18 protein-coding genes are annotated in these 26398 nt (G+C 66.5%); 11 read left to right on the top strand and 7 right to left on the bottom strand.

The window, feature by feature from the left end:
- Positions 1 to 27 precede the first annotated feature (27 nt).
- Genes GTZ93_RS07605 through tssB form a run of 3 tightly spaced genes read right to left on the bottom strand, consistent with a single transcriptional unit; the run spans position 28 to position 2836 of the window.
- Positions 28 to 675, bottom strand: coding sequence for a hypothetical protein (locus GTZ93_RS07605; protein WP_120574481.1), 648 nt, complete (start codon positions 673 to 675; stop codon positions 28 to 30).
- Positions 676 to 707: 32 nt separating this feature from the next.
- A complete protein-coding gene (tssC, locus tag GTZ93_RS07600) occupies positions 708 to 2225 on the bottom strand; it encodes a type VI secretion system contractile sheath large subunit (RefSeq protein ID WP_139919670.1) in 1518 nt (505 codons plus the stop codon).
- Positions 2226 to 2275: 50 nt separating this feature from the next.
- Positions 2276 to 2836: a type VI secretion system contractile sheath small subunit gene (gene tssB, locus GTZ93_RS07595; protein WP_120574479.1), complete on the bottom strand. Its 561-nt coding sequence runs from the start codon at positions 2834 to 2836 to the stop codon at positions 2276 to 2278.
- A gap of 309 nt (positions 2837 to 3145) precedes the next feature.
- On the opposite strand from tssB, the gene tssK reads away from it, so the two are divergent.
- From tssK to GTZ93_RS07545, 10 genes are read left to right on the top strand one after another with little or no spacing between them, the layout of a single operon-like run.
- Positions 3146 to 4399 carry a type VI secretion system baseplate subunit TssK gene (tssK, locus tag GTZ93_RS07590; protein WP_121759474.1) on the top strand — a complete coding sequence of 418 codons (1254 nt, stop codon included), beginning with the start codon at positions 3146 to 3148 and terminating at the stop codon, positions 4397 to 4399.
- A 27-nt stretch (positions 4400 to 4426) separates the two neighbouring features.
- A complete protein-coding gene (locus tag GTZ93_RS07585) occupies positions 4427 to 5005 on the top strand; it encodes a hypothetical protein (protein ID WP_139919669.1) in 579 nt (192 codons plus the stop codon).
- Between the two features lie 11 nt (positions 5006 to 5016).
- The gene (locus tag GTZ93_RS07580; RefSeq protein WP_139919668.1) at positions 5017 to 5655 is read left to right on the top strand and encodes a DotU family type IV/VI secretion system protein; all 639 of its coding nucleotides are present in this window, start codon (positions 5017 to 5019) and stop codon (positions 5653 to 5655) included.
- Complete coding sequence (locus GTZ93_RS07575; RefSeq protein ID WP_161662705.1) at positions 5652 to 5966, top strand: hypothetical protein; 315 nt, start codon at positions 5652 to 5654, stop codon at positions 5964 to 5966. The genes GTZ93_RS07580 and GTZ93_RS07575 overlap by 4 nt, the downstream gene beginning before the upstream one ends.
- Before the next feature lie 3 nt (positions 5967 to 5969).
- Positions 5970 to 9671 (top strand): type VI secretion system membrane subunit TssM, encoded by a 3702-nt coding sequence (locus GTZ93_RS07570; RefSeq protein WP_139923725.1) that lies wholly within the window; start codon positions 5970 to 5972, stop codon positions 9669 to 9671.
- A complete protein-coding gene (locus GTZ93_RS07565) occupies positions 9668 to 10180 on the top strand; it encodes a hypothetical protein (protein ID WP_161662704.1) in 513 nt (170 codons plus the stop codon). Before GTZ93_RS07570 ends, GTZ93_RS07565 begins: the two co-directional genes overlap by 4 nt.
- 9 nt (positions 10181 to 10189) lie before the next feature.
- A complete protein-coding gene (locus GTZ93_RS07560) occupies positions 10190 to 16039 on the top strand; it encodes a choice-of-anchor D domain-containing protein (protein ID WP_139920652.1) in 5850 nt (1949 codons plus the stop codon).
- Complete coding sequence (locus tag GTZ93_RS07555) at positions 16036 to 17805, top strand: alpha/beta fold hydrolase (protein WP_139920653.1); 1770 nt, start codon at positions 16036 to 16038, stop codon at positions 17803 to 17805. Before GTZ93_RS07560 ends, GTZ93_RS07555 begins: the two co-directional genes overlap by 4 nt.
- Entirely contained in the window at positions 17805 to 18785 is a 981-nt protein-coding gene (locus tag GTZ93_RS07550; protein WP_139920654.1) for a hypothetical protein, read from the top strand. Before GTZ93_RS07555 ends, GTZ93_RS07550 begins: the two co-directional genes overlap by 1 nt.
- Before the next feature lie 47 nt (positions 18786 to 18832).
- Complete coding sequence (locus GTZ93_RS07545; protein WP_139920655.1) at positions 18833 to 20686, top strand: lipase family protein; 1854 nt, start codon at positions 18833 to 18835, stop codon at positions 20684 to 20686.
- Positions 20687 to 20695: 9 nt separating this feature from the next.
- Here GTZ93_RS07545 and GTZ93_RS07540 read toward each other — a convergent pair whose 3' ends face one another.
- The 3 genes from GTZ93_RS07540 to carB form a co-directional block, all read right to left on the bottom strand.
- Complete coding sequence (locus GTZ93_RS07540) at positions 20696 to 21469, bottom strand: pentapeptide repeat-containing protein (protein ID WP_139920656.1); 774 nt, start codon at positions 21467 to 21469, stop codon at positions 20696 to 20698.
- A 159-nt stretch (positions 21470 to 21628) separates the two neighbouring features.
- Entirely contained in the window at positions 21629 to 21784 is a 156-nt protein-coding gene (locus tag GTZ93_RS07535; RefSeq protein ID WP_161662703.1) for a hypothetical protein, read from the bottom strand.
- A 116-nt stretch (positions 21785 to 21900) separates the two neighbouring features.
- On the bottom strand, positions 21901 to 25152 hold the full coding sequence (gene carB, locus GTZ93_RS07530; protein ID WP_120580238.1) for a carbamoyl-phosphate synthase large subunit: 3252 nt from the start codon (positions 25150 to 25152) through the stop codon (positions 21901 to 21903).
- 142 nt (positions 25153 to 25294) lie between these two features.
- Here carB and GTZ93_RS07525 point away from each other — a divergent pair, with 142 nt between their 5' ends.
- The gene (locus GTZ93_RS07525) at positions 25295 to 26050 is read left to right on the top strand and encodes a hypothetical protein (protein WP_161662702.1); all 756 of its coding nucleotides are present in this window, start codon (positions 25295 to 25297) and stop codon (positions 26048 to 26050) included.
- Between the two features lie 49 nt (positions 26051 to 26099).
- Here GTZ93_RS07525 and GTZ93_RS07520 read toward each other — a convergent pair whose 3' ends face one another.
- The gene (locus GTZ93_RS07520) at positions 26100 to 26288 is read right to left on the bottom strand and encodes a hypothetical protein (RefSeq protein WP_139922727.1); all 189 of its coding nucleotides are present in this window, start codon (positions 26286 to 26288) and stop codon (positions 26100 to 26102) included.
- Between the last annotated feature and the right edge of the window lie 110 nt (positions 26289 to 26398).

Genomic DNA, 26398 nt, shown 5'->3' with positions numbered 1-26398 from the left:
CCCTCCCCGTCCTGCTTCAACCGCTGACTACTGTTTGCCTTCGACGTAGCCCCAGGCGTACACGTCCTTGTCCAGCGAGTTGTGCCCGTAGTGGATGTTGCACAGGTGCGCCTTGTCCGGGATGAGCTGGAAGGTCATCTGGCAGAACTTGACGTCCGTGACGCCCACGTTCTCCGGATCACCCACGTGCATCATCACCTCGCTGCCCTTCTGGTTCAGCCGGGCGGACATCTCGTTGGCGGGGCCACCGGCCTCGTCACCGAGCGGATAGCACTTCTCGAACCACTTGCCCTGGGCGCTGTCCCACTCGCAGATCCAGAACTTGAGCTGACGGATCTCCGTGTTGGTGATGCCGGTGAAGTCCGCCTTGTTCTCCGGCGAGATCAGCACCGTGAAGTCAATGGGGTCGAGCTTGCCGCCCTCCCACTGGAGCTGGGTGATGAGGCCCACCGCGCGCACGGCCTTCTTCGCGCCCACGTCCTCCAACGCCACACCGGCGTAGGCGGGATCGCCGACGAACGGGGTGTAGAAGAGGCTGCTGCTCTTGGGGAACGAGCCGTCGTCCTTGCCCATCCCCTTGATGTCCAGCAGGTAGCCCACCGGGATGTTCTTCTGGGGGCGCTGCTGGATGGTCTGCTGCCAGTCACACGAAATGCCAAGCGGTCCATCACCCATGGTTTCGGTCCTCCATTTTGCTGCGGGGTTTGTCAGCCGAGCCGCGCATCCACGCGGAGGTCCACGTTCATGCCTTCGAACTGGATGTGCGGGAGGACGGAGAGGTTGCAGTGGTACCAGCCCACCTTGCCGGGCACTTCCGCCACGGTGAGGTTGTAGGCCTTGAAGGGGTAGTAGCGCAGCGTCAGGTCATCCGGGTTCACCAGCGTGGTGACGTACCGGGAGATCCACCGGTCCAGCTGCTGCTGCATGTACGCCGCGTTGGCCGTGCTGCCGATGTTCTCGCGCATGATGGCCTTCACGTAGTGCGCGATGCGGCTGATGGAGTACGTGTAGGCCAGGTTCGTCACCAGCTGCGAGTTCTCCGAGTCCTTCGTGTCCTCGAAGACCTTGGCCTTCTTGAGGGACTGGACGCTGAAGAAGACGGCCTCCGCGCTCCCCTTCTTGTGGATGAGCGGGATGAAGCCGCCGTTGGCCAGCTCGAGTTCGCGGAAGTCCGGGATGGACATCTCCACGGGCAGCTTCATCTCCTCCTCGCCGCGCAGGTGCGTCAGGTGCACGGGCAGGCCCGCCACCAGGCCGCCGCCCTTGGGGCCGCGGATGTGCTGGCACCAGCCGGAGCCCGCGAACGAGCGCACCAGGTTGCGCGCGAACAGCATGGCCGCGTTGCCCCAGAGGTACTCCTCTTCCTTGTCGCCCTTCACCGCCTCCGTGAAGTTCATGCCGGGGGCCGGGTAGGTCTCCGGGTTGTAGGGCGGCCGGACGATGTAGCGCGGCAGCGTGAGGCCCACGTAGGCGGCCTCGTCCGTGTCACGCAGCGCGTTCCAGGCGGAGTACTTGGGCGAGTCCAGCAGGCTGGCCACGTCACGCAGCTGAGACACCTCCTTCATGGTGTCGCAGCCGAAGAAGCGCGGGGACACGGACGCCACGAACGGCGCGTGGCTGGCCGCGGCGATCTTCCCCATCGTCTTGAGCCACAGCATGTCCTGCGGCGTGTTGGCGAACTCGTACATGCCCACCAGCGCGCCGTAGGGGGCGCCGCCGTACTGGTCGTACTCAGCGACGTACAGCTTCTTGAAGAACTCCGAACCGGCGACGTCCGCCGCGTTCGTCTCCAGGTCGCTGTAGGCCTCCTCCTTGGAGACATCCAGCAGGCTCAGCTCGACGTTGGCCTTGAAGTTGGTGTTGCGCACCAGGTCGTTGAGCGCGGTCCACTGCGCCTCCACCTCCTGGAACTCCGGCGCGTGCAACACGGCATTGAGCTGATCCGACACCAGCGCGTCGATGGTGCCGACCAGCTCTTGCACCGTCTGCTTGTCGAAGCGGCCCTCGTCCGTGTCCATGTTGTGGACCATGGCCGCCAGGCTGGAGACGAAGCGCTCCTCGGGGGTGGCGTCGTCGGGGATGACCAGCAGGTCGGTCTGGGTGGAGGCGTCGCGCGCGGTGGGCACGGAGCCCAGGCGCACGCTGTTGAGGAACAGCGGAAGGTCCAGGGGCACATCGGCCACGGCGGTCGTCGCGGTGGTGGAAGACGCAGGAGTGGTGGGCATGGCAGGAGCTCTCGTTCAGGAAGGTCGTGGGGAGGGGCTTGCGCCCGGCATCACGTCGTCGGCGGCTGCGGGTTCGTCGCGGCCAGCTTCGGCAGGCTCATCGACTTGAACGCGGCCAGCTCCGTCTTCAGCTTCTGGACGGCCTCCGGGTTCTGCGCGAGCTGGCGCACCAGCTGGCGGAACTCCTTGCGGTTGTCCAGGTTGCCCTGCAGCTCCAGCAGCAGCTTGCGCAGCGTGAGCAGCGCGTTGATCTTCGGAACCTGACGCGCCACGTCCACCGGGCTGAAGGACTTCATCGAGTCCAGCTTGAGGCTCACCTGCAGCGGCGCCGGCGCCGAACCATCCACCGGGTCCTTCTTGTCCACGCGGTTGGGCACGCTGAAGTTCAGCGTCATGCCCATGTTCTGGATGACCTGGTTCAGGTTCTTGCCATCCAGGTTGCGGATCTCCCGCTGATCCAGGTCCTTCTTGCGGTCAATGGAGGTGCCCTTGGAGAAGTCCCCCATCACCAGCAGCCGGAACGGAAGCGCCTTGTCCGCCCGGGTGCCATTCACCTGGGTGCGGTAGGTCAGCGTGATGCGTGATCTGGGAATTTCGTCGGTGATGGCCATGAGTACCCCCAAGAACTGAACCGCCGTTTGTGAAGGAATTGATAAACCATACCAATACACAAAAGCAATACACCCCCGACACACGACCTGTCACGATGGGCGCGTCGATACCCGGTGAGACAAGTTGGACCCAACCCATGGAATCCCCTGCCCTCCAGGGCACGAAACCAGACACGGTGGATCATCCAGGCTGACTTGACGTCACAGGCTCCAGGCCGGTAGCTTTTTCTAAACACTGTCACCCAGCCCGAGCAAGTTTTTGCTCCCGGCGGTCCCCGTGACAGGAAACCCGCTCCCGCCGCCCCTGCCATGAACCCAGACACACTCGCACGAGTCCTGTGGCAGGAGGGGCAGACCCTGCTGCCCGAACACTTCCGGGCGCAGGAGGAATCCCTCTCCACGGAGGCCCGGCGCTACGCGGGTTTCGCGGGCCTTCCGGTGGTGGGCGTGAGCGCGCTGCGTTTCAACAATGTGTTGCTCGCCAAGGGCTCGGTGGCGCTGGAGGAATTGACCGCGGTGTTACCGGGAGGCCACCTGGTGGAGGTGCCGGGTAACGCGGAGGTAACACCGCTGTCGCTCGAGGAGACGGGGCGCATGCGGGTGACGGTGTATCTGCACCTGCTGGGCGTGCTGGAGCCCCGCGAGGACATGGCGCCCGCGGGCGGTGAAGCGCCCAGCGTGGTGCGCGCGGGACGCAGGCTGTGCCTGTCGCTGGAGCCGGTGGTGGACGACACGGTGAGCAGCCTGTCGCTGGCCGTCTTCACCCGGAACGCGGACGGGCCCTGGCAGCTGTCCGCCACGCACCTGCCGCCGCTCTTGAGCGTGGGCCCCCACCCGTTCCTGGAGCCCCTGTTCGAGCAGCTGGACGGCCTGCTCCAGCAGGCGCAGGGGCAGCTGCGCACGTCGCTGCGCGAGGGTCTGGTGCGAGGCGACCGGCTGGCCAGCGCGCGGCGGGCGCTGTGCGAGGTGCGAAGCCTCCAGGTGCTGCGCCAGGACATGCGCCACGGCCTGCAGCCGCCGCCGTACCCGCTGGTGCAGGCGCTGCGGCGGCTGTACTTCGAGACGTGCTGCTACCTGGAGGCGGAGCCGGACGACGAGCTGCCCGCGTACGAGCACGAAGCGCCGGGTCCGGGAATCGCGCGGTGGATGGAGCTGCTCACGCGCGGGTTCCGCCCGCAGGCCAGCCCCCTGTCCTACCGGGTCTTCGACTTCCAGGACGGCCACTTCAAGCTGACACCGCTGCCCAGGGAGACGCCGGCGCCGGATGACTTCTACCTGCTGGTGCGCCGGCAGGAGCGCGACCGGCCCCGCTCCATGGAGGGCGTGAAGCTGGCCAGTCCCCTGCGGCTGCCGGCGGTGCGTCGCCAGGCCTTGAAGGGCGTGCCGTACCGGCACGTGGCCTTCCCGTCGTTCCCCCACGCCTTCGACGCGGACATCGACTGGTACCAACTGACGCCCCAGAGCGAGGAATGGCAGTCCGCGACGCGCGAGGACGGGCTCACCTTCTTCGCCACGCCCGCGCTCGAAGGGGCGCAGGTGCTCCTCTACTGGCGCAGGGCCTGACGGCGGACCGACGGGGGAACGGCGCGCATGCCCAAGCTCATCTGCATCATCGACATGGACAAGGAGAAGGGCCTCACCCTCACCACGGAGGACAAGGACGGGAAGATCCTCCAGACGGTGAAGATGGACGGTGAGTCCATCACCCTGGAGGTGAAGGGTGACAGCGCAACCAGCACCATCGTGCAGAAGCAGGACAGCGTCACGGTGACCTGCAAGTCCTTCGTGCTGAAGGCGGAGACCATCGAGGTGACGTCCACGAAGGCTTCGTCGTGGAAGAGCGACGACACGTTCGCGCTGGAGAGCGCCAAGGCCTTCACGGTCACCACGAAGGACGAGCTGACGCAGACGGCGACCAAGGACGCGACTCTCTCCTCGGACAAGGCCGTGACGATGAAGGCCGCGAAGCTGTTCAGCGTGGAGGGCGCCGACGTCCAGCTGGAGGCCAAGAGCGGAGTGCTCTCCCTGAATGCCCCGTCCGTCAAGGCGGAGGGCAAGAAGGACATCGCCATGGAGGGGCCGCAGGTGAAGGTGACCGCCAAGGCGCAGCTGGCGCTCAAGGCGGACGGCATGGCGGAAATCAAGGGCGGCATGGTGAACGTGGGCTGACGGGGGGCGCGATGAAGCTCGAGCACTGGCAGGTCGTCTTCACGCAGTACCGGCAGGCCCAGTCCGTATTGGACGGGTGGCTGCCGCAGGCCGCGCCCGGGTCGGCCGCGGCGGCGGGGCTCTTGGGCCGCGAGGGCCTGCGCAGGCTCCACGACGAGCTCTTGGAGGTGATTGAGCGGCTGCGCGCGGGCCTGGGCGCCCACGCCCGCGACGAGGAGGTGCAGGACGCGCTGAGGCCCTTCACGTACCTGGTGGACGAGCGCGTCCTCCTGCGGCTCGCGGACTCGGAGCAGCCGCTGTGGCCGCTGTTGCAGTACCGCCTCTTCGGCGAGGACGGCGGCGGTGAGGCCTTCTACACGCTGGCGGATCAGCGCCTGGATCAGCCGGGCTCGCCCGCGCTGCTCTTCGAGATGCTCCACTTCTGCATCACGGCGGGCTTCGGAGGCCGCTACCTGGGCCATACGGCGAAGCTGCGTGAGTACCAGGAGCGGCTGTCCGCGCGCATCGTCACGCCCCCGCCAGCGCCCGCCTCCGCCGCGTCCGGCGAGTCCCTTGGGCCGTTGCTCTACGCCTTTCCCGCCCGCTACTACGCCATCAGCGCCGCGAGCGTGCTGGGGCTGCAGTGCCTGCTCTGGTGGGTGACCCGGTGAAGCCACAAGCGGCCCCCCAGGCTCCGCCCGCGCCCCCCATCGACGCCGCGCCCGCCCTGCTCCAGGAGGTGCGGCGGCTCATCGCCGCGCGCCTGGGGGTCGGGACCTTTGGCCTGGAACCCATGCTGGACGAGCTGGGCCAGACGCTGGCGCGCCTGATGCCGGGGCCGGGTGACGCGCGGTTGTCACCGGAGGAGCAGGAGAAGGCGCGCGCGTCGTTCGCGGGCATGGTGGACACGTTGGAGGACGTCCTGGAGGCCCTGCATCGCTCGGGCCGGGCTGGGCGCGTCCTGGGCTGGGGGGAGCGCTGAACCATGGATGTCCTCAAGAAGCTGACGGCGTTCATTCCGCCGAAGTGGAAGCCGTACGCGCTGATCCTCCTGGCGCTGCTGGCCCTCTTCGTGCCGCTGTTCCTCGTGTGGCGCGCGAAGCGCAAGAGCACGCCGGCCGGAGGGGCCGCCGCGCCGGAGCCCCTGGCGAAGAACCGGCTGCGCAAGGTGCGCGAGAAGTTCCTGGCCGGGCTGCCGCTGCGCCACCGCGTGGCGGTACGGGACCTGCCAGGTGTGGTGGTGCTGGGCCCTGCGGGCGCGGGCAAGTCGCGGCTCATCGAGCTGGACCTGGACTGGAAGCGGCAGGCGCGGCAGTTCCTGCCCAGCCTCCTCACGGACTCGCTGCTCCAGATCTACCTGGGCGCGGACGTGGTGGCCCAGGAGCTGTCCGCGCAGCTCGTGGAGGACGAGTCGCCCCAGGCGCGAGAGGCGCTGCGCCGGCTGTGGAAGGACAGCTTCGGCAGCGGCCAGCAGGCGCTGGCGGTGCTGGTGCTGGACGCGCGCTGGCTGCAGGACACGCCCCCGGACGAGGTGCGCCGCGCGGCGCAGCTGTTGCGAGGCAGGCTCAACCTGTTGTCGGAGGTGCGCGGGGGCGAGCTGGAGACGCGCCTGTGCCTCACCCACCTGGATGAGCGGGAGGGCTACGCGGACTTCGCGAAGCTCTTGCGCGCCTACCACGTGCCGCTGCGCTTCCCCCTGCCCCCGTCGGGCCAGGAGGGACAGGTGGGCTCGCTGCTCAAGGCGCAGGAGCACTACCTGGCGCTGGGTCTCACGTCGCTTCCGGTGGAGTCCTTCGAACGGCTGGAGCACTTCTATTCGGAGGGCCACGCCCCTTTCGAGGCGCTGTCGCGCTTCGTGACGGCGCTGATGGAGGGCCAGACGCTGGCGTATGCGCCCCGGCTCGCCACGGTGTCGCTGTCGTCCGCGGACAAGGACACGAGGGACCCTGACGTCCTCTCGGTGTCCGCCGAGGCCAGCACGGCGAAAGCGGTCCACGAGCGCTACCTGCACATCCACCTGCGCCGGGCGGTGCTGCTGGGGCTGGCGTGCGCGCTGCCGCTCCTGGCCGTGTACGGGCACTTCGCGTGGAGGCTGGGCCAGGCGCGCACACGCGTGCAGCGCTTCGAGGAGATGGTCCAGCGCATCCGCGACCAGGGGCAGGAGGTGTCCGGGGCCGCGGTGCAGGAACCGGTGGTCGCCGCGGGCCACTCTCTGGACTCGTTGTGGCGGGCCATGAACACGTGGCCGCTGTTGCGCTACAGCTTCACCGACGCGCGAGAGGACCTGCGCCAACGCCTGGCGCGAGGCATCCGCGAGGCCCACATCCGGCCCGCCCTGGAGAAGTGCCACCGCCAGCCGGACACGTGCCGTCCGGAGCAGGTCGTCTACCTGCTGGCCGCGTTGCACGGTTCGCGCGAGGAGCCGCTGGGCCAACTGGTGCTGTCCAGCCTGAAGACGCGTCCGAACTGGGGCTTCGTGTCGGAGGACGGCTCGGCGGAGCCTGCCGCGGACGCGGCGGCGTTGGAGGGAGGGCGCTCGTGGGTGACGGCGGTGGGGCTGAACGACTCCCTGGTGGCCGACTACGTCGTCATGAGCAATCCGCCGTGGTCCGCGCCGGACACGCCCGAAGCCAGCTGGGCGCGCTGGCCCTACCCGGAGCCGCTCACGCAGGAGTCCCAGTTGATGCCGTGGCAGGCGCACCTGCGGCGGTTGCAGGACCTGCTGGCGAACCGGGCCGTGGAGCCGCGCGCGCTGGAGCAGCTGGACGCGGAGCTGGAGTCCATGCAGGACGAGCGACGGAGGCTCCAGACGCTGCTGGATGACAGCGCGCGCTTTAGCAGTCTGCCGCGCGCGCTGGAGCTCCTGGCCGCCTCCGAGGCGCGAGTGGACACCAGCCGCTTCCGGGGCATCCCCTCCACCATCAGGACGGTGGCGTGGATCAACGACCACCGCGAAGTGCTGACGAACGTGCTGCGCATGGAGGAAGAGGCCTTCCTGGGCGTGAAGGCGGTTCAGAAGATGAACGTGGCGGAGCTGCTGGTGCGCGACGGCCTGTGGCTGCCGGGCAACGGCCCCTCGGTGCTCCAGGTCCCGGTGCTCCAGAGCACCTTCGAGTTCCGGCCCAAGGACAGCTCGCGGCTCCTGCACCAGGCGCTCTTGCGCTACCACGAGAAGACGGGGCGCATGCCCTTTGGCGTGGTGGAGGGCGAGGAGGCGGTGGCGGCGCGGAGCGGCGCGAGCCTGGCATCGGACCGGCTGGAATTCGACACGCGGTTGCGCCCGCTGGTGGATGAGTTCACCACGCGCATCAAGGGTTCGGGGCTGCCGGTGGAGGAGGTGTTGCAGCGCCACGAGCACGTGCGCCGCAAGGTGAACCAGTTCGCGGTCCAGTACCGCAACCGCCTGTTCCAGCGCGTGGGCGGCTACCGCTTCCAGGCGGTGATTCCCGCGCTCCTGGCGGAGGAGCTGTCGCGTCTCACGCAGCCGTCCTCGGACCTGGTGGACATGCTGCGCGACGTCGCCCAGAGCGTGGCGCTGGAGCCGTTGGAGGGGCCCTTCTACGAATCCCTGCGCAACGCGGTGGCGCCCTTCAAGCCCATCGCCACGGTGATGAAGCCGGACGAGACGGGCAACTACACGGCGCTCAACCCCTACCGGGCGCTGGTGGCCCAGATGTCGGACGAGCTGAACGCGGTGCCCCGTCCGGGCATGGTGCCCGCGGAGGCGACAGCGTCGCTCACGGGAGGCCTGGCCACTGGCAGCGCTCAGCCGGCCGGCGGGGCCGCGAAGCTCCAGGAGCTGCTCACGCCGCTGGGGAGGCTGGCCTTCGCGATGATGATGGAGGACGACACGTCCTACCTGCGCAAGGTGGACGCGTGGCTGGACCAGCAGGGGCTCATCGGAGAGCTGCGGCAGCCCTTCCGCCAGCCGTTCCTCGCGGTGCGCGAGCTGGGCCAGCGGGAGATTGAACGAACCCTGGAGCGGCAGTGGGACGAGGCCTCGGGCCGGTTCCTGCGTCCGCTGCTGAAGCACTATCCGTTCACGCCGGACGCGTCGCAGGAGGTGGCGCAGGAAGACCTGGAGGTGCTGCGCCGGCTCGACGGAGCCTTCTGGGACTTCGTGACTCGGGTGCTGACACCGGTGTGCGAGGAGCGAGGCTCGGAGTGGGTACCGCGAAGCGCGCTCCAGTCGCGGCTGGCGTTCCCGCAGGGGATGTTGCCCTCCTTGGGGAAGCTGTCGCGGCTGGCCCGCGTGCTGTGGGACGCGGAGGGCAGGCCCCGGCCGCTGATGTTGCAGGTGATGCCGCTGCCGCTGCCGAAGGCGCCCGTACCGGGCAGCTTCGTGACGCTGGGTTCGCTCAAGTGCGGCAAGACGACGTTCCTCGCGTACAACCAGAGTCCGTCGTGGCAGGAGTTCCCGCTGGCGTGGTGGGACCAGCAGACGGCGTCGCTGATGCTGGAGTTGCGTGCGCCCACGGAGCAGGCGGTGCAGTACGCGTCGCTGGAGAAGTCGCGTTCGGCGTGGAGCTGCTTCCGGCTGCTGGAGTCATCCCAGGCCACGGAAGACCCGCAGCACCGCAAGTGGTCGTTGAGAGCGCGAGCCGCCACGCCCCCGGACGGGGTGATGGAGCTGCGCGTCGGGCTCAAGGGTGAGCCCTGGATCCCGTTCCGCGAGGTGCCGCGATGAAACCGTGGGCAGGCTGCATCCCCCTGGCGTTGTGTTTCCTGGCCGCGTGTCAGCCGAGCACGCTGCACCTGAGCGTGAAGGCCCCCTCAGGGACGAACCAGGGCCGGCCGATGTACATGCTGGTGCGCAAGGTCGATCCGAAGCAGTTCGCCGTGGAGTCCTACGGTGAGGTGTCCGCGCGCATCTTCCAGCCGGACGCGGACGTGCTGCTCTCGGAGGTCATCTATCCGGGCAGGTTGCAGCGCATGAAGGTGCCGCTGCCGGACAACACGCCGGTGGCGGTGTCGTTCCTCTTCACCGCCCCGGACGGGACCTGGCAGCAGTTCGTGAACACGCCCGCGCCCGGCTCCCTGGAAATCGAACTGCTGGAAGGCCGCATCCGCACGGGCACCCAGCCTGCGGCCCCCAAGGAAGGCGACGACGCGGCGAAGCCGCCCGAACCGCCCGCCGCCCCGAAGCCCCCACCCTCCTCCACCGCCAAGGCCCCGGCCCTCCACGCCGAGAACTGAGGTCGCCTCATGCAACGCATCCTGCTCATCCTGACGGCTGCACTGTGCGTCCTCACTGCCTGCGGTCCTGAATCGGAGAAACCGCCGGAGCTCGGCACCACCCAGGCCCCCATCGAGGCGTTGCTACCCGCGACTGGCACGCCTGGGCTCAGCGTGTCGGACACCTCCATCGACTTCGGCGAACAGCCTTCCTGTTCGCCGCAGCAGGACTCCATCAAGCTGTTCAACACCGGCAGCACGGCGCTCACGATCTACCGGGTGAGCGTCACCGGGGCCTTCACCTTCAACGGCCTGTACGACACGGCGGCCAACCGCTGTGAAACCAACTGCTCCGTCCCGATCACGCCCGTGAGCAGCACGGAAGCCATGACCGTGCGGTTCGGATTCTCGCCGCTCCAGCCCGGTACCTTCCGCGGCACGCTGACGCTGCACACGAATGATCCAGCCGCCCCGACGATTGTCGTGGAGCTTGAAGGAAAGGCCTCGGGCCCACTGATCGTCCTCGGACAAACGTCCGTGGCGTTCGGCGCCCATGAATTGGGGTCTTCGACATCGAGAAGCGTCACGGTGATGAACCTGGGCACTGTGAACTTCACGATGGAGCCTTCCGCCACCGCCCCCTTCAGTGTGTCCAACACCTCGGTGACCATCCCGCCCGCGAGCTCGACGACGCTCGAGGTGAGCTTCAACCCCCTGACCGTTGACCACCTGGGCCCCCGCTCGAGCGCGCTCTTCCTGACGACCGCGTCCGCCGTGTGCCCCACTCCGCCATACGCCTTGCTCACGGGTGAGGGGCTGTCCCCCGCGAAGCTCGTTTTGAGCCGCACCGCGGTGGCCTTCGCGCAGACGCCTGTGAACACCGCCAGTGATATCCAGGAGGTCCTCGTTCGGAACGACGGCGACGGCCTGCTCACGGTGAGCCAGTTGAAGCTGCCCGCCAACTCACCGTTCAGCGTCGACACCGTGGGTCCCTTCAGTCTCGCGAAGGGAGATACCCAACGTCTGAAGTTGACGTTCCGCCCAACGGTGACGGGCAGCTGGAACGAGACCCTCGCCTTCACCATCGACGGCACTGACGTGCCAGGCGTCTCCCTGTCTGGCGCCACGCCCGCGGTCATCCCGCCCAAGCTCGTGCTGAGCCTCACCGCGTTGGTCTTCCCGCAGACGCCCCTGGACACCGACAGTGCCCCCCAGGAAGTCACGGTCCGGAACGAAGGCGGCAGTGTGCTCACCGTGACCCAACTGGCGTTGGCCCAGAACTCCTTCTTCCGGGTCGATACCGCGGCCCCCTTCAGCATCGCCCCCGGAGGAACCCAACGCCTGAAAGTGACGTTCCGACCGCGTCCGACCGGGACTCCATCCGACACCCTGGTCTTCAAGAGCAATGTCGCGGATCAATCCGTAACGCTCTCAGGCACGACTCCGTCCAGCCCGAAGCTCGTCTTGAGCCGCACCACGCTGGCCTTCGAGCAGACGCCTTTCGACACCGACAGCGCGCCCCAGGAGGTCACGGTCAAGAACGGCGGAGACAGCCTGCTCACGGTGACCGCACTGACGCTGCCACAGGACTCCCCCTTCCGGGTGAATCCCTCGGGCCCCTTCAACCTCGCGCCCGGAGACACCCAGCGCCTCCAGCTGACGTTCCGCCCGACGCAGACGAGCGCCACGACCGGCAAGCTCACCTTCACCAGCAACGACCCCGCCGCACCCGAACTCTCCCTGTCCGGAGCCAAGACGCCGGGCAATGTCTGCCTGGGCATCGTCCCCCTTTCGTTCGAGTTCGCCGAACAGGAGGCAGGAGACGTGGGGAGTGAGCAGAAGAAGGTGACGGTGACCAACACGGGGACGGTCGCGCTGACGGTGACGCCCGCCGTGACGATGGGCGGCAGTTCCTATTCCGTGAGCCCCACCACGCCGTTCACCCTGGCACCGGGCTCCGCGGCACGTGAGCTCTTCGTGACCTTCAACCCCGGCGCCAATGAGAGCGGCGCAGTGGATGGCGTGCTCTCCTTCGGTACGTCGCCCACCACGACCTGCGTGTCCAACGTGCCCCTCCATGGCACCGCGCGCAAGACTTCCCTGGGAATCAGCACGGGCACGCTGACCTTCCCTGATTACACCGTCGGCGATCAGCCCCAGCCCCAGCAGCTGATCCTCTCGAACGGCACCAACTGGCCCATCAAGGTGTTCCCCGTCGCATCCGGGCTCCTGGACCCCTTCACGATCTCTGGCATTCCGGCGGAAGGCCTGACCGTCCAGAAGAACGGGGGTACCGCCCCGGTGACGGTGACCTTCGCCGCGACCACTTCGGGCAACTATTCGAAGACGCTCCAACTCCAAACGGATGCCTCGCAGGCCGTGCCCCCCGTGACAATCACCGGCCGGGCGTTCGCCGCGGAGCTGACCCTGGTCACAAACCCGCTGGTGATGCCCAACGTGGCCCCCGGAGGTGAATCCACGAAGGAAGCGACCTTGCGCAATAGCGGCAACCAGGCGCTGTTCCTCTCGAAGGTCGTCCCGGAGGACAACAACACCTTGTTCCAGGTCGTCGACTTCCCGCCCCAGACCCTGCAACCGGGCGGGGAAACCAAGGTGAAGGTGCTCTTCCGTCCAAAGACAAACACGGGCGACCTGGAGGCGCGGCTGCGTTTCTACACCACGAATGACCGGCAACTTCCGCCCGTGCTCGTCGTCAAGGGCAACTCCAATGGCCCCAACGCCATCTTCACCGCGAGCGAGATCGACTTCGGCCACAAGCAGAACCGGAGCACCCACGTCAACCTCAGCCTCAACGTGAGCAACAGCATCTCCGCGTCCGAGCCGCTGAAGGTCACCGATGTCCACATTGAACCGTCCGGCACGGCGTTCTCCGTGGACAACGTCACCAGCTCCGAGCCCGTGCTCGAGAAGGGTGCGAAGCGGCCCCAGCCCTTCCGGGTGACCTTCAGTCCCAACATCGAGGACCAGGAGTACGAAGCCAGCCTGGAGATCACCTACCGGGGGACTCTCAGCAATATCGAGACGAAGCGCAGCTTCCCACTGCAGGGGACTGGCGCGGAGGCCAAGTTCTCCACGTCATTGGCTGCCGTGGTCTTCCCCGCCACGCAGCCAGGAGGCTCGCTCATGCTGCCCGTGGACATCATCAACACAGGGCTGGTGGAGGTTGACCTGGCGGAGGTGGCCACCAGCGTTGGAACCTTCAACATCGATCTGATTGGTGGATCCAATTCCACCATCCCGGTGAATGGCACTCGCAAGATCGAAATCACGTTCGTCCCCCAGCGCCCGGGCAACTACTTCGGCGACCTTGAGCTCGCCGCGAAGGCACCGGCCACGGCCAGGCTGATCGTCAAGCTGTCCGGCGTCGCCGCGGTCGCGCAACTGCAGATGAACAAGAATCAGCTTGTCTTCAATGACATCCCTCGGCTGTCCTCCAGCACCCAGACCGTCACCTTGACGAACATCGGCTCCGCCCCCCTCACCATCACCAATGCGACGGGGAGCGGTCCCTTCACAGCCAGGCTGCAGAACAACCAGCAGTTCCCCGTCACCATTGAGCGAAATGTGCCCCTTCAGCTCGATGTCACCTTCCGTCCCGAGTCCGCGCTGGAAGTGACTGGCGCCGTGCACGTGCTGAGCAATTCGAACGAAAGCACGGACCAGACCATCACGGTCTCGGGCCGGGGCACCATCCCCGTGTTGGCACTGCCCGGTGGCACACCTGAATTCGCGCCTCAAGCCATCACGGTCGAAGGGGATCCCCAGCCGGTGGTGGTGAAGAACGAAGGCAAGGCCCCGCTGGTGATCTACTCCGTGTCCGTTCCGGATCAATTCTGCCTGCGCGTGGACACGCAGAAGACCGCGGTTTGCCCCTCCACCCTGAGTCCCGTCGTGCCCGCCTTCACGGTGGAGCCCGGCGCCGCGCATGCCTTCTACGTCACCGCGAAGCCCACCCAGCTCCTCAAGATCGAGCGCAACCTGGTCATCTCCAGCAACGCGGATCCGTCGTCCACCGTCGTGAAGCTGATCGTGGATGGAGTGGGTGGCGTGAGTCTGTCGCCCTCTACCATCGACTTCGGGCGCGTGAACTTCGGCTCGTCCCTGGAAAAGACGGTGACGGTGAACAACACCGGTATCACCGACGCGAACATTTCCGTGACGATCCCCGCGGGGAACTCGGAGTTCTCCGTGCAGGAGACGCTGCCCAAGGTGCCCGCGAATGGCAGTGCCACGGTGAAACTCCGTTTCACTCCGCAGGGGTCGACGGGCGGACTCCGGACGGCCAAGGCCACGGTGCGGGTGGAGGCGTCCTCCCAGCTTCCGCTGGAGCTCACCCTTCAGGGAACGGCCACGCTGGCAAGGCTCGCGGTGGCGCGCCGTGACGGCCAGACCTTCGACGGTTCTCTGGACTTTGGAGGAACCCGGGTGAACGCGACCTCGGAAGGCATTGGACTGAGGCTGACGCATGTTGCGCCAGCTGGGTCCCCGGACGCCGGGAGCGGCTCGGAAGCCAACACGCTCACCGTGAAGGAGATCTCGCTGGAGGCGGAGGATGCGAGAGTGTTCATCCTGCAGAAGCCAACGCTGCCCCTGGCGCTGACCCCGGGAGGAAGCCTGGATGTGTCGATCCAGTTCCGTCCTGACGCCCAGCGGCGCTTCAACGCGGACCTGCGCATCACCTCCGAAGACAGCCAGGCGAGCACCATGCTCGTGAAGCTGGGGGGCCAGGGCCGGACGAGCCAGCTCAGCCTGTCCACTCCCACGCTCGAGTTTGGCGCCCGGGTGGCCGAGTCTTCCGCCTCGGCGATCCGCTTCGTGAAGCTCACCAACGAGTCCCTCCAGCCGTTGGTGGTGCGGGGGCTGGAGATCATCGCCGCTTCGGAGAACTCCGAGCCCTCGCACTTCAGCCTGGATTCGGCGCCCACGCTCCCCTTCACGCTGGCAGCCCAGGAATCGAAGGACGTCTTCGTCAAGTACGTCCCCCGTCCGGACGTCACGTCCAAGGCCAACCTCCTGGTGGTGACGAACGACCTGGAGTCGCCGGAGGCGCAGGTGTCGCTGTCGGGCCGGGGGCTCTCCACGGTGTTCCGGGCGCTCAATCGCACGGTGGACTTCGGCACCGTGCGCCAGGCGGAGCCGGCGACGACGAAGGTGGTGCTCACCAATGACACCACCCAGGAGTTGGTGGTGATGCCTCCCAAGGTGGAGGGACCCCAGGCCACGAACTTCGTGGTGGTGTCTCCCGTCCTGGGCGCGGAGGGCCGCGCGCTACCGCAGGGTGACTCGCTGACGCTGGATCTGAAGTACGACACGTCAGTGATTGGCGCGTCGAAGGCGACGCTGGTGCTGGGCACGAAGGACCAGGAGCGCGCGGCGCTGGTGGCCCTGTCGGGCATCTCGGTGGCCAGCTTCCTGACCATCGAGCCCATGGAGTTGGATCTGGGCTGGGTGGACATTGGCGCCACCAGCACGGCGCGCACGGTGACGCTCACGAACCAGTCCGCGTCGCCGGCGAGGTTGAGCGTGGTGGAGAACACCAACCCGGCGTTCGTGATCGACGCGAGCGCCCTGGACGCGGAGCTGGCGCCGGGAGCCCAGACGACGGTGAGCGTCACCTTCCACGGAGAGGTGGGAGGCCCCGCGGAGGGAACGCTGAAGCTGCGCCTGCGAGGAGAGACGACGACGGAGGCCTCGCTCACACTGAAGGCACAGGCCAGGACCCTGGGAGGCACGGGCGGCGGCTGCGCCTGTGGAACCAGCGGGGATGGGGGCGCGGCGCTGGCCCTGTTGCTCCTGCTGGGCCTGGGGCTGGCGCGCCAGGGACGGCGGGCTCAGTCCCAGCAGGAGCGGGTGTCATGACCCAGCATGTCGTCAAGGCCGGAGAGTCGCTGTACAGCATCGCCGCGTCCTACCGGATCGCGGACTGGCGCGTCGTCTACAAAGACCCACGAAACGCCGCGCTCCGGAAGACACGGCCCGATCCTGACCACATCAAACCAGGTGACAAGGTCTACATCCCGGAGTCCAACGTGTTGGCGGTGGCGTCCGGCTCGGGAGCGGCAAAGACACACGCGTCGCCTTCCAATGCGCTTCACATTGATCTGAACGCACTGCGTCTCCAGACCCAGCACATCCTCCAGGACAACACCCGGGTTGCCACGCGGCCCATCGTCATGCCCAAGGCGCCACCCGAGCCATGGGCCGAGGACTTCACGCCCGACCACGAGTTCTACGAGTACCTGGCTCACGACTTCGCCTATCTGAACAACCAGGGCGGCGGCGCACAGGCTGGCATCCAGGTCGACAGGTTCCTGTATCGCGCTGAAACGCCGGAGCTCTGGGCAATGCCCGAGCTGAAGTTCCCGGCGACCTATGCCGTCTCAACCAAACGCCCCTACTCCAAGAAGCCGGGCATACAGCCCCTGTACTACACCATTGTCCAGATGGAGGGCAGCGACCCCCATAACAAGACCCATGGCGTGTTCGCCTACTGGCTGCAGCCATCCCGTGGAAACCATCCCATCATCGCGGTCCGCGGCACCGAGTTCGAGAAGGCACCTGATGCCGTCGCGGACATGGACCCCGCGGGGGTTGGCGCAACTGCCTTCAAGCAGACCCGCGCGCTCTTCCAGACACTGCTGACGCGCATTGGCAGGAAGGACGTCGTTGTCGTCGGACACAGCCTGGGTGGCGCCATGGCGCAGCGGGTGGCGGTCGATTTCGGGGACTCGGTTCTCCAGGTGGTGACCTTCAACTCACCCGGCGTCGATAGAAAGACCGCGAACCGCCTCAAGGCCCCCAAGGGCCCGCTGGCGACTCATTATCTCACCCAGGGAGATGTCGTCTCACTCGCAGGCGAGACGTTGCTTGCAGGCAACGCCACCATCCTGGAGGGAGCCGCCACGGCGGAGCTGCGGAGGCTTCTCAAGAATGGCTCTCTGCACAAGGTGGATGATCTCCTCACCGACGTGCTGGGCATCCTCTTCATGATCGTCGTCAAGAAGGAGCTGTTCCCAGCGGTGATGAGGACCTCCAACATCAAGCAACTGCTCGCCGCGGTGGCAATCGCATATGCCGGAGGGAACGCCCAGGCCGCCAAGAGCGTGGGAGCGGCGCTTGGGGCTCTCCACAGCCAGCGATTGCTGGGCCCCAACGGGACCACCAAACGCACCCGGCTCACGGTAGGCCCCCAGTCATCCGGCCAGTCCAGCGACAACATCCACAGCCCCATCGTCGAGGAGATGCGCAAGAAGCGCCTGGGGGTGCTCAATATCCCGAGACTCTACCGGTCGGTGATGAAGCAGATCGACGCGATCATGGGGGCTCCGGTCAAATCCTTCATGAAAGAGGTTATGTCTTACGACTCTCCCCTGCCCAAACTCGCTCGCACACTCCTTCCTCCGCTTGTGACGCTGAAGGTCGCACTCGATGAAGTGGGGGGACTGCAAGGCCTTGCCATCAAGTCGCTGCATCTTCCTCCTCCGAAGTTCGACGTGAAGATGCTTCAGCCGGATCGGCTGACCATGGACCGCGACAACACCTACGTGGCGACGAGGCTCCCTCTCATCAACCAGGGGAGCCTGGGAAGAAGCTCGGCACAGCGCTCTTCACCAGGAGGTAGGTGATGGACTTTACGGAGCTCAAGATCGCCAGGGGCAGTGGCAACTTCCATGTGAATCAATTCCGGATCCACTTCAGCGTTCCTGGGCTCCAGGGCGATCCGCAGAAGCAACTCCCGGTGCTCGTGGCGGAGTTCACCAAGGACTTTCCCAAGTTCTTCAATGGGCTCGGTAAGAACATGCAGGAGAACCAGGCGAGCGTCGCCTGGTCGACCCGGCAGTTCGAGCAAACCCGGACGCTTCGCTTCCTGCTCGACGTCAAGCTCGCGGCGCTGGGCATCAACCTGCCTGACTTCCACAGCGATTGGGTCCACGTCCTCTGGCAGGATCCCAACAAGGGGTTCGCCGCGCAGACGCTCAAGCGCAACTTCTCCGAGGGTCTGGAGAAGCCCCTGTCGATCCTGCCGCTTTCGGCGCTCTCCGTCTTGATTCAATACAATGCGTATCACTTCCTCGCGGGCCGCCGGTCCTGGGTCTTCGGCCTCTTGCAGCCGGGGATGCCCGGATGGAACGCAGGAAGTCTCCAGGTCGGCAAGGTCGAGAGCGGCAAGTTCACGCCCTACAGTGGCGGCCCCACCCCCGTCTTCTACCTGGAGTCCTCGGCGGTCGAGCGCTCCTCGCTGCTCCTGTTCAAGCTCATGGAGGTGGATCCCGGGATCTTCGTCGACATCCGCGAGACCATCATCTCCCTCTGGAGCAACCTGCTCGCGAACTACGTCCACGCCAAGGGCTTCCGTCTGAACGTAGGCCACCCCAAGACCTACGGCACGGATGACGGTGCCTCTCTGTGGTCAACCCAACCTGAATGGCGGGGCGTGTATCGCCGGAAGGCGGAATTCGAAACGCCGCGGGAGCTCAACGCGAAGAAGTGGGTCCAGTACCTGCTGGATCTCCACCCCGCGTTGAAGAGCCAGCCGCTGACGGAGACCGCGTTCAAGGGAATGGGCGGTCGCTCCGGCGGAGGTGGCGCCAGCGGCGAGTGGTGAGCGCGGACCTGGCCCTGTTGTTCCCAGTTCACGACACGAGGAAAGCCATGTCCGACATTCCCAACATCATCGTCTTGGTGAGCGGAACAGTAGACCCGGTCAACAGCGACTTGAAGGCGCGCTCCGCGAGTTATCAGCGCAAGAAGAGCATCAACGACCCAGACTGGTACTGGCAGGAAAACCCCGCCCTGCGGCAGACCATCGACGAAATCCACAAGCGTTACACCCATGTCCACATCTTCACGGCTCACGGATGGACGGGGGACAATGGTTCCTCCAACCGTACGATCGCGGGGACCTACCTGGCCAACCGCCTCTGTGGCGCCAACGGACAAAGCGCCTACTACAAGGGCTTCCTCAACCAGGAAGTCGCATTCCATCTCATCGGCCATTCACATGGCGGGAATGTCATCAACGAGCTGACGGCCCAGGCAGCCGTCGCATGGCCCCAGCGCTGGAAGATCCGCAGCATCACCTATCTCTCGACACCGTTCTTCACGAAGCAACACCACGTCAACACCAAGGCACTCCACAAGGAGTGCAAGATCATCAACGTCTACAACAAATACGACCTGACCCAGAGGGTCGTTGCCGACTTCTCACTCCTCCCTTTTCACGATGCCTTCAAGCGGTCCGAATTCGACGACTTCGGCGCCCAGCTCAAGAAGATAAAGTTCGACACCCGTGTGTTTGAGGACGCCGTCAAGTCCACGAGACTCAAGGATGCCGACCCTTCCCTATGGATTGACTTGAAGTTGTTGATGGATCCGGCCAAGGGGAAGGCGCTCTACGACAGCTGCATCAACACCCTCAACAGCGTCAAGACCGCCCTTGCCAAGGCCCGCGAGGTCATCTGCGCGCTCAACAACGTCATCACCTTCGACGTGCCAGTCGAGATGACGGGCGATGCCCCAAAGAATCGACAGATCATCAGCAACGATCTCGCCAATCGGCTTCAGGCCGAGCTGAACAAAGTCGAGACCAGTCTGTCGCCAGCGCTCAAGGCGTTCCAAGCCCGAAAGGCCAGCGGACGCTACCCGCTCATGGGCTTTTTCGACGACTTGAATGTCTCAAGCCCCCTGAGAGCCATCTCCAAACTCCTTCAAATCAATCCGAAGACCCTGAGCGGCCCATTATGGGACCTGCTTGCCCAGGTCCTTGAGCAACAGATCCACAAATTCGACAACACGACTTCATCCCCCAAGGCCCAGTACGCGCAATCGCCCTTCGCGAACCGGATCGTCGACGTCGACATCACCAAGGAGGACGCGTACGCGCAGTTCCATCTGGATGCCAACTTCGACAACTTCGTTGGCCGGCTGGAAAAGTGTGAAGCCAGGTACGCCAGTACCGCCGCTCGAACCGATTTGATGAACCTCGTCTTCACCCTTCTTGCGAATCATGCCCCTGTGAGCACGCTGATCGCCGAACAGGGGAAAACCGTCACCACGATCCGGCGCACACTTGACTGGCTGGTGGTCTGGCTGAAAGCAAACAAGTACCTGCCGACCAATCTGATGGCGCTTCCAACCGATCCGGGAAGACTCTTCCGCGAGGCCAGCGGAATGATCAGCATTCCAGCGGTCGCGGCCCTCGCGGAGCTGTGCGCGGTGCTCGAGACCCATGTTGGCATCCTCAAGGAGCGGAGCGTCGGGCAATTGGAGGTCACCCTGAGAGTTTCTCCGTCCATGCAGGCGCTCCCCAAAGCGAGCGGCATGCACGTTCCCTATAAGCCTGCTGAACCGTACCCCCTTGCTTCGAACAAGCTGGAGTTCACGCCTCCCGTTTCTTACGGAGGCTTGTCCTACTTCATGCGGGTTTCACATTCCGTCAGCCGACAAGAGCTGTATCCCAAGGTCCGCGCCCTCATCGAGGAGCAGATCAACAGCCTGAGACGCTGAGACGGACGGTCATGGTTTCTCGGGGGTGCAGCGGCCAATAGAGCCAGGCCCACAGCGGGTGCCATCCACCCAGATGGCACGCTCAAGCTGGGCCCCTTGCAGGTCCGCATCCTGGAGATTCGCTCCGCGAAGGTCAGCGCCCTCCAGCGAAGCATCGCGCAAGCTGGCGCCCTGAAGTTGGGCGCCTTGCAGGTTGCAGGATGCGAGGACCGCGTTCTTCAAGTCCGCGGCTCGCAGGTCCGCCCGAGGCAAGCTCGCCCCACCGCTGGGGACAGAGTAGAAGTGGGAGCGCTCGGTGCGCTGATACGGACCGGCTGGGCCAAAAAACCTGCTGCCTGCAAGCTGAGCCTTCCGCAGATTCGCACCTGTGAAGTCAGCGCTTTCCAGGGAGCGTGCCGCACGAAGGTCCGCCCCTTCCAGATTGGCGTCCTGGAATTGGGTGCCCGTCAGATAGGCCCCTTCGAAGAGGGCGCCTTGCAACTCGGCGTGCCGCAGGTCGGTCGAAGCCAGGGAGGCGCCACTCAGGTCCGCGCCACGCAGATTCGCCCGGGCAAGCTGTGCTTCCCGCAGGGCGGCGTCCCGGAGCTGAGCCCCTGGCAAAACGGCCCCCTCCAGTCGCACCCCGACCAACTGACAGCCGTTGCACGCCTTGGTTTCCATCAAGCCACGAACAACCTTGTCCTGGGGGCTTTCGCAGCTGGTCAGCAGGCACACCGACAACGCCGCGGGAATCAAGAGAAGGAACGAGGGGGACCGCCAGCGGAGAATAGATGCCGACGTCATGACAAGACCCCTCGTGTCAGTGGGAGCACTCGTACGTCTCGGGAGCAGACCGAGCCCCCGGCCTCGCGGGGCGCAAAAGTATGCGGATACCACGGAGGGAGCTGGATTGAACAGGAGGCCATGTGCTTCCAGGCACCTACAACCCGCTCCATTCCAGCATCAGGCCGCGGCGGACTCCTGCCCATAGCAGTGCGCCGTGAGCTCGCCCTCGGTGGCGAAGCGGGGATAACGGCCCTCGGCCAGCATGGGCGCGTCCGGCAGGGCATTGGCGCGGGAGTGCTCCGGCAGCCCGAGCCCTCCAGGGCATGTCTTCAAATGCGTGAAAACAGCCAGGCCATGCGACTCATCGCAAGGCGGGTGCTTTCCCCGGGTCGCGACGCGAGTGAAACACGCGGCCCCCCAACACCCAGGGGCCGCGAGTCTTCACGGGACTACCGGCGCGCCGGGGGCACGCCGTTCTCGCCGTACAGGTAGCTCTGCAGCGGCTTCACCGCGAGGTCCGAGCGCTTCAGCGACTCCAGCGCTCCCACCGCCATGCGCGCCGCCTGCACCGTCGTGTAGTACGGCACCGAGTGCATCAGCGCCTCACGGCGGATGGAGAAGCTGTCGGAGATCTCCTGCTTGCCGAAGGTGGTGTTGATGACCAGGACGATCTCCCCGTCGACGATCTTGTCGACGATGTTCGGCCGGCCCTCCTTCACCTTCTGCACCCGCTGCGACTCGATGCCCTTCGTCAGCAGGTAGTCGTGCGTGCCCGCCGTCGCCGTCAGGGTGAAGCCCATCGACCGCAGACGCCGCGCCAGGTCCACCACCGCCGGCTTGTCCTCGTCCTTCACGGAGATGAACACCCGGCCGCTCTTGGGCAGCTTCACGCCCGCCGCCAGCTGGCTCTTCGCGAACGCGGACGCGTAGTCCTCCGCCAGGCCCATGACCTCGCCCGTGGACTTCATCTCCGGGCCCAGGATCACGTCCACCCCGGCGAAGCGCGCGAACGGGAAGACGCTCTCCTTCACCGCCACGTGCCGGAACTCCGGCTCCTCCGTGCGGTCCAGCTCCTTCAGCGTCTTGCCCACCATGCAGAGCGCGGCAATCTTCGCCATCGGGACGCCCGTCGCCTTGGAGATGAACGGCACCGTGCGGCTCGCGCGCGGGTTCACTTCCAGGATGTAGATGTTCTTCCCCTGGATGGCGAACTGCACGTTCATCAGGCCCACCACGCCCAGCTCGCGCGCCATGGAGATGGCCTGGTCCTTCATCCGCTCCACCAGGTCCGGCGACAGCGAGTGCGGAGGCAGCGTCGCCGCCGCGTCACCCGAGTGCACGCCCGCCTCCTGGATGTGCTCCAGCACGCCGCCAATCAGCACCTGCCCCGTGCGGTCCGCCACCAGGTCCAGGTCCACTTCGATGGCGTCCTTCAGGAAGCGATCGATCAGCACCGGGTGCTCCGGCGACGCGCTCACCGCCTCGCGCATGTAGCGCTCCAGGCTGGACGCGTCGTAGACCGTCTCCATCGCCCGCCCGCCCAGCACGTACGACGGACGCACCATCACCGGATAGCCAATCCGCTCGGCCACCTTGAAGGCCTCCGCGTGGCTGCGCGCGACGCCGTTCTCCGGCTGCTTCAGGCCCAGCTTCTCAATCAGCTTGGAGAACTTCTCGCGGTCCTCCGCCCGGTCGATGGCGTCCGGCGACGTGCCCAGGATCGGCAGCCCCGCCTGCTCCAGCGGCACGCTCAGGCGCAGCGGCGTCTGCCCGCCGAACTGCACGATGGCGCCCACCGGCTTCTCACGCTGGGACACCTCCAGCACGTCCTCAATCGTCAGCGGCTCGAAGTAGAGGCGGTCGGACGTGTCGTAGTCCGTGGACACCGTCTCCGGGTTGCAGTTGACCATCACCGTCTCGTACCCGGCCTCGCGCAGCGCGAAGGCCGCGTGCACGCACGCGTAGTCGAACTCGATGCCCTGCCCGATGCGGATGGGACCGCTGCCAAGAATCAGGACCTTCTGCCGGTCCGTGGGGGGCGCCTCGTCCTCCTCCTCGTAGGTGGAGTACAGGTAGGGCGTGTACGCCTCGAACTCCGCGGCGCAGGTGTCCACCCGCTTGAACACCGGACGGATGCCGCGCGAGTGCCGGTGCGCCCGCACCTCCGCTTCCGGGTAGCCCATCAGGTTGCCCAGATACTTGTCGGAGAAGCCGTGCGCCTTCGCCTGACGCAAGACGTCGTCCGCCAGGTGATCCAGGCGACCGATGTCCGCCAGCGACTGCGCCTCGTGCACCAGCGCCTCGATGTGCCGCAGGAACCACGGGTCGATGGCGGAGAGCTGGTGCACCTGCTCCACCGTCATGCCCTCGCGGAAGGCCTGCGCCACGAACCACGGGCGCTCCGGACGGGGCACGCGCAGGCCCTCGTGCAGCACCTTCTCCCGCTCTTCCTTCTCCGTGGGCAGCTCCGGCGACTCCAGGCCCACCCGCCCCAGCTCCATGGAGCGCAGCGCCTTCATGTACGCCTCGGGGAAGGTGCGGCCAATGGCCATCACCTCGCCCACCGAGCGCATGCTCGTGGTCAGCGTGCGGTCCGCCTTGGGGAACTTCTCGAAGTTGAAGCGCGGCACCTTCACCACCACGTAGTCCAGCGTCGGCTCGAAGGAGGCCGGCGTGTCGCGGGTGATGTCGTTGCGCAGCTCGTCCAGCGTGTAGCCCAGCGCCAGCTTCGCGGCGATCTTCGCGATGGGGTAGCCCGTCGCCTTGGACGCCAGCGCGCTGGAGCGCGACACGCGCGGGTTCATTTCAATGACGACCATGCGGCCGTCGCGCGGGTGGATGCCGAACTGGATGTTGGAGCCACCCGTGTCGACGCCAATCTCGCGGATGATGGCCAGCGACGCCTGCCGCATGCGCTGGTACTCGCGGTCCGTCAGCGTCTGCGCCGGCGCCACGGTGATGGAGTCACCGGTGTGCACGCCCATCGGATCCAGGTTCTCGATGGAGCAGATGATGATGACGTTGTCCGCGGAGTCGCGGACCACCTCCAGCTCGTACTCCTTCCAGCCGAGCACGCTCTCCTCCACGAGGATGGTGGAGTTGGGGCTCGCCTTGAGGCCCGAGCGGCAGATGGCCTCGAACTCCTCGCGGTTGTACGCGATGCCGCCGCCCGTGCCGCCCAGCGTGAAGGACGGACGGATGATGGCCGGGAAGCCAATCTCCTCCACCAGCGCCATGGCGTCCGTGAGCGTCGTCGCGTAGCCGCTCTTGGGCAGCGCCACGCCAATCTTCTGCATGGCCGCCTTGAAGAGCTGGCGGTCCTCGGCCTTGTTGATGGCCTCCAGGGACGCGCCAATGAGCCGCACCCCGTACTTCTCCAGGATGCCCTTCTCCGCGAGCGCCTTGGCCAGGTTCAGCGCCGTCTGCCCGCCCATGGTGGGCAGCAGCGAGTCCGGGCGCTCGGCGGCGAGAATCTTCTCCGCCGCCTCCACGGTGATGGGTTCAATGTAGGTGCGGTGCGCGAACTCTGGGTCCGTCATCACCGTGGCGGGGTTGCTGTTGAGCAGCACCACCTCCACGCCCTCGTCCCGAAGCGCCTTGATCGCCTGGGTGCCTGAGTAGTCGAACTCGACGGCCTGCCCGATGACAATCGGGCCCGAGCCAATCACGAGAACCTTCCGGATATCGGTACGCTTGGGCATCGGGCGCCCCCCATACCAACGTCCGCCGCCACATGCACGCGGTGCGTTGTGGCATGCGAAGAGACCGTCCGATGCCTGCTTGCTCGGGAGACCCCGGCCCGGCGTCCTCTGCTACGCTGCCGCGCTTCCCTCCGGAGGTTTCATGCGTCGCTGGCCCCTGGCCCTGCTCGTCCTTCTCTCCGCGCCCGCCCTCGCCCAGGACACCGCTCCGGCCGCCGCCACGCCCGCCCCCGCCGAGCCCACCCCGGCGCCAGCCCCCGCCGCGCCCACTCCGGCTCCGACGCCCGCCCCCCCGGAGGCCCAGCAGCCCCCCGCGGCCCAGGCTCCAGCGGCGGCTCCCACTCCGGCCCCTCGCAAGCCCACGCCGGCTCCCACCCCGCCTCCGGGCTCCGTGCCCATGTCCCCCACGGCGCGTCCGCCCACGCCGCCCACCCCCTCCTCCGCGGGCACCGTCCAGTTGGCCCCGGGTCGCGAAGCCGCGCGCCCCACCGAAGAGGACCTGTCCCCCGAGGGCATCGCCCGTTCGGTGATCCACAACGAGGCGCGCTTCCTCTTCCAGAGCCTGCTGACGGGGGATGTGCGCAACGCGTCCACGGAGCTGATCTTCCCGTTCCAGCTGGAGGACAAGCGCTTCAACACGCCCGACGAGCTGGTGCAGGCATGGGTGAAGCAGCTGCGCTCGCGCCGCACGGACCTGGTCACCCTCTACGACATCGAAGTGCTGCCCATCGCGGAGATGGAGAAGAAGTACGGCAAGCCACCCGCGCGCCTGGGCCTGGATCCGCGCGCGCTCAAGGACACCTGGGCCGCGGTGGGCAACCTCTCCGGCCACGCGGCCATCTTCCTCTTCCGCGGCAGCCCGGACCTGAGCTGGCACGCCTTCGCGTACACGGACTGAAGACGCCAAGGAGCGCCCGGCGTTACTCCCGGGCGCCCCGCTGCTTTCGTCAAGGCGCCGGCTGCAGGGTGATGCTCACGGGATCCGGGTCCTGGATCACGATCAGGATTTCGGACGCGGTCTTGAAGCCATCGCGCTCGGCTTCAATGGAGGACCCGGCGTCGGGATCGCACGCGGACAACACAACGGCCATCAGGAGCGCGCAGAGCACGCTGCTTCGAGTCTTCAGGGCCATCATGGGTGGGTTCTTCAGGGAAAGCGCGCTCCGGCCGGCGCGATGCCTTCCGCACCTGGCCCGCGTGGGGGCTCGTCGGTGCGTCCGGTGGCTTTCCAGACGACGAAGCGGCC

Origin of the sequence: Corallococcus exiguus (genome assembly GCF_009909105.1) — a bacterium.
Classification (GTDB): domain Bacteria; phylum Myxococcota; class Myxococcia; order Myxococcales; family Myxococcaceae; genus Corallococcus; species Corallococcus exiguus.
Note: the sequence above shows the minus strand (reverse complement) of the source record. Positions and strands in the feature narration are given on the sequence as shown.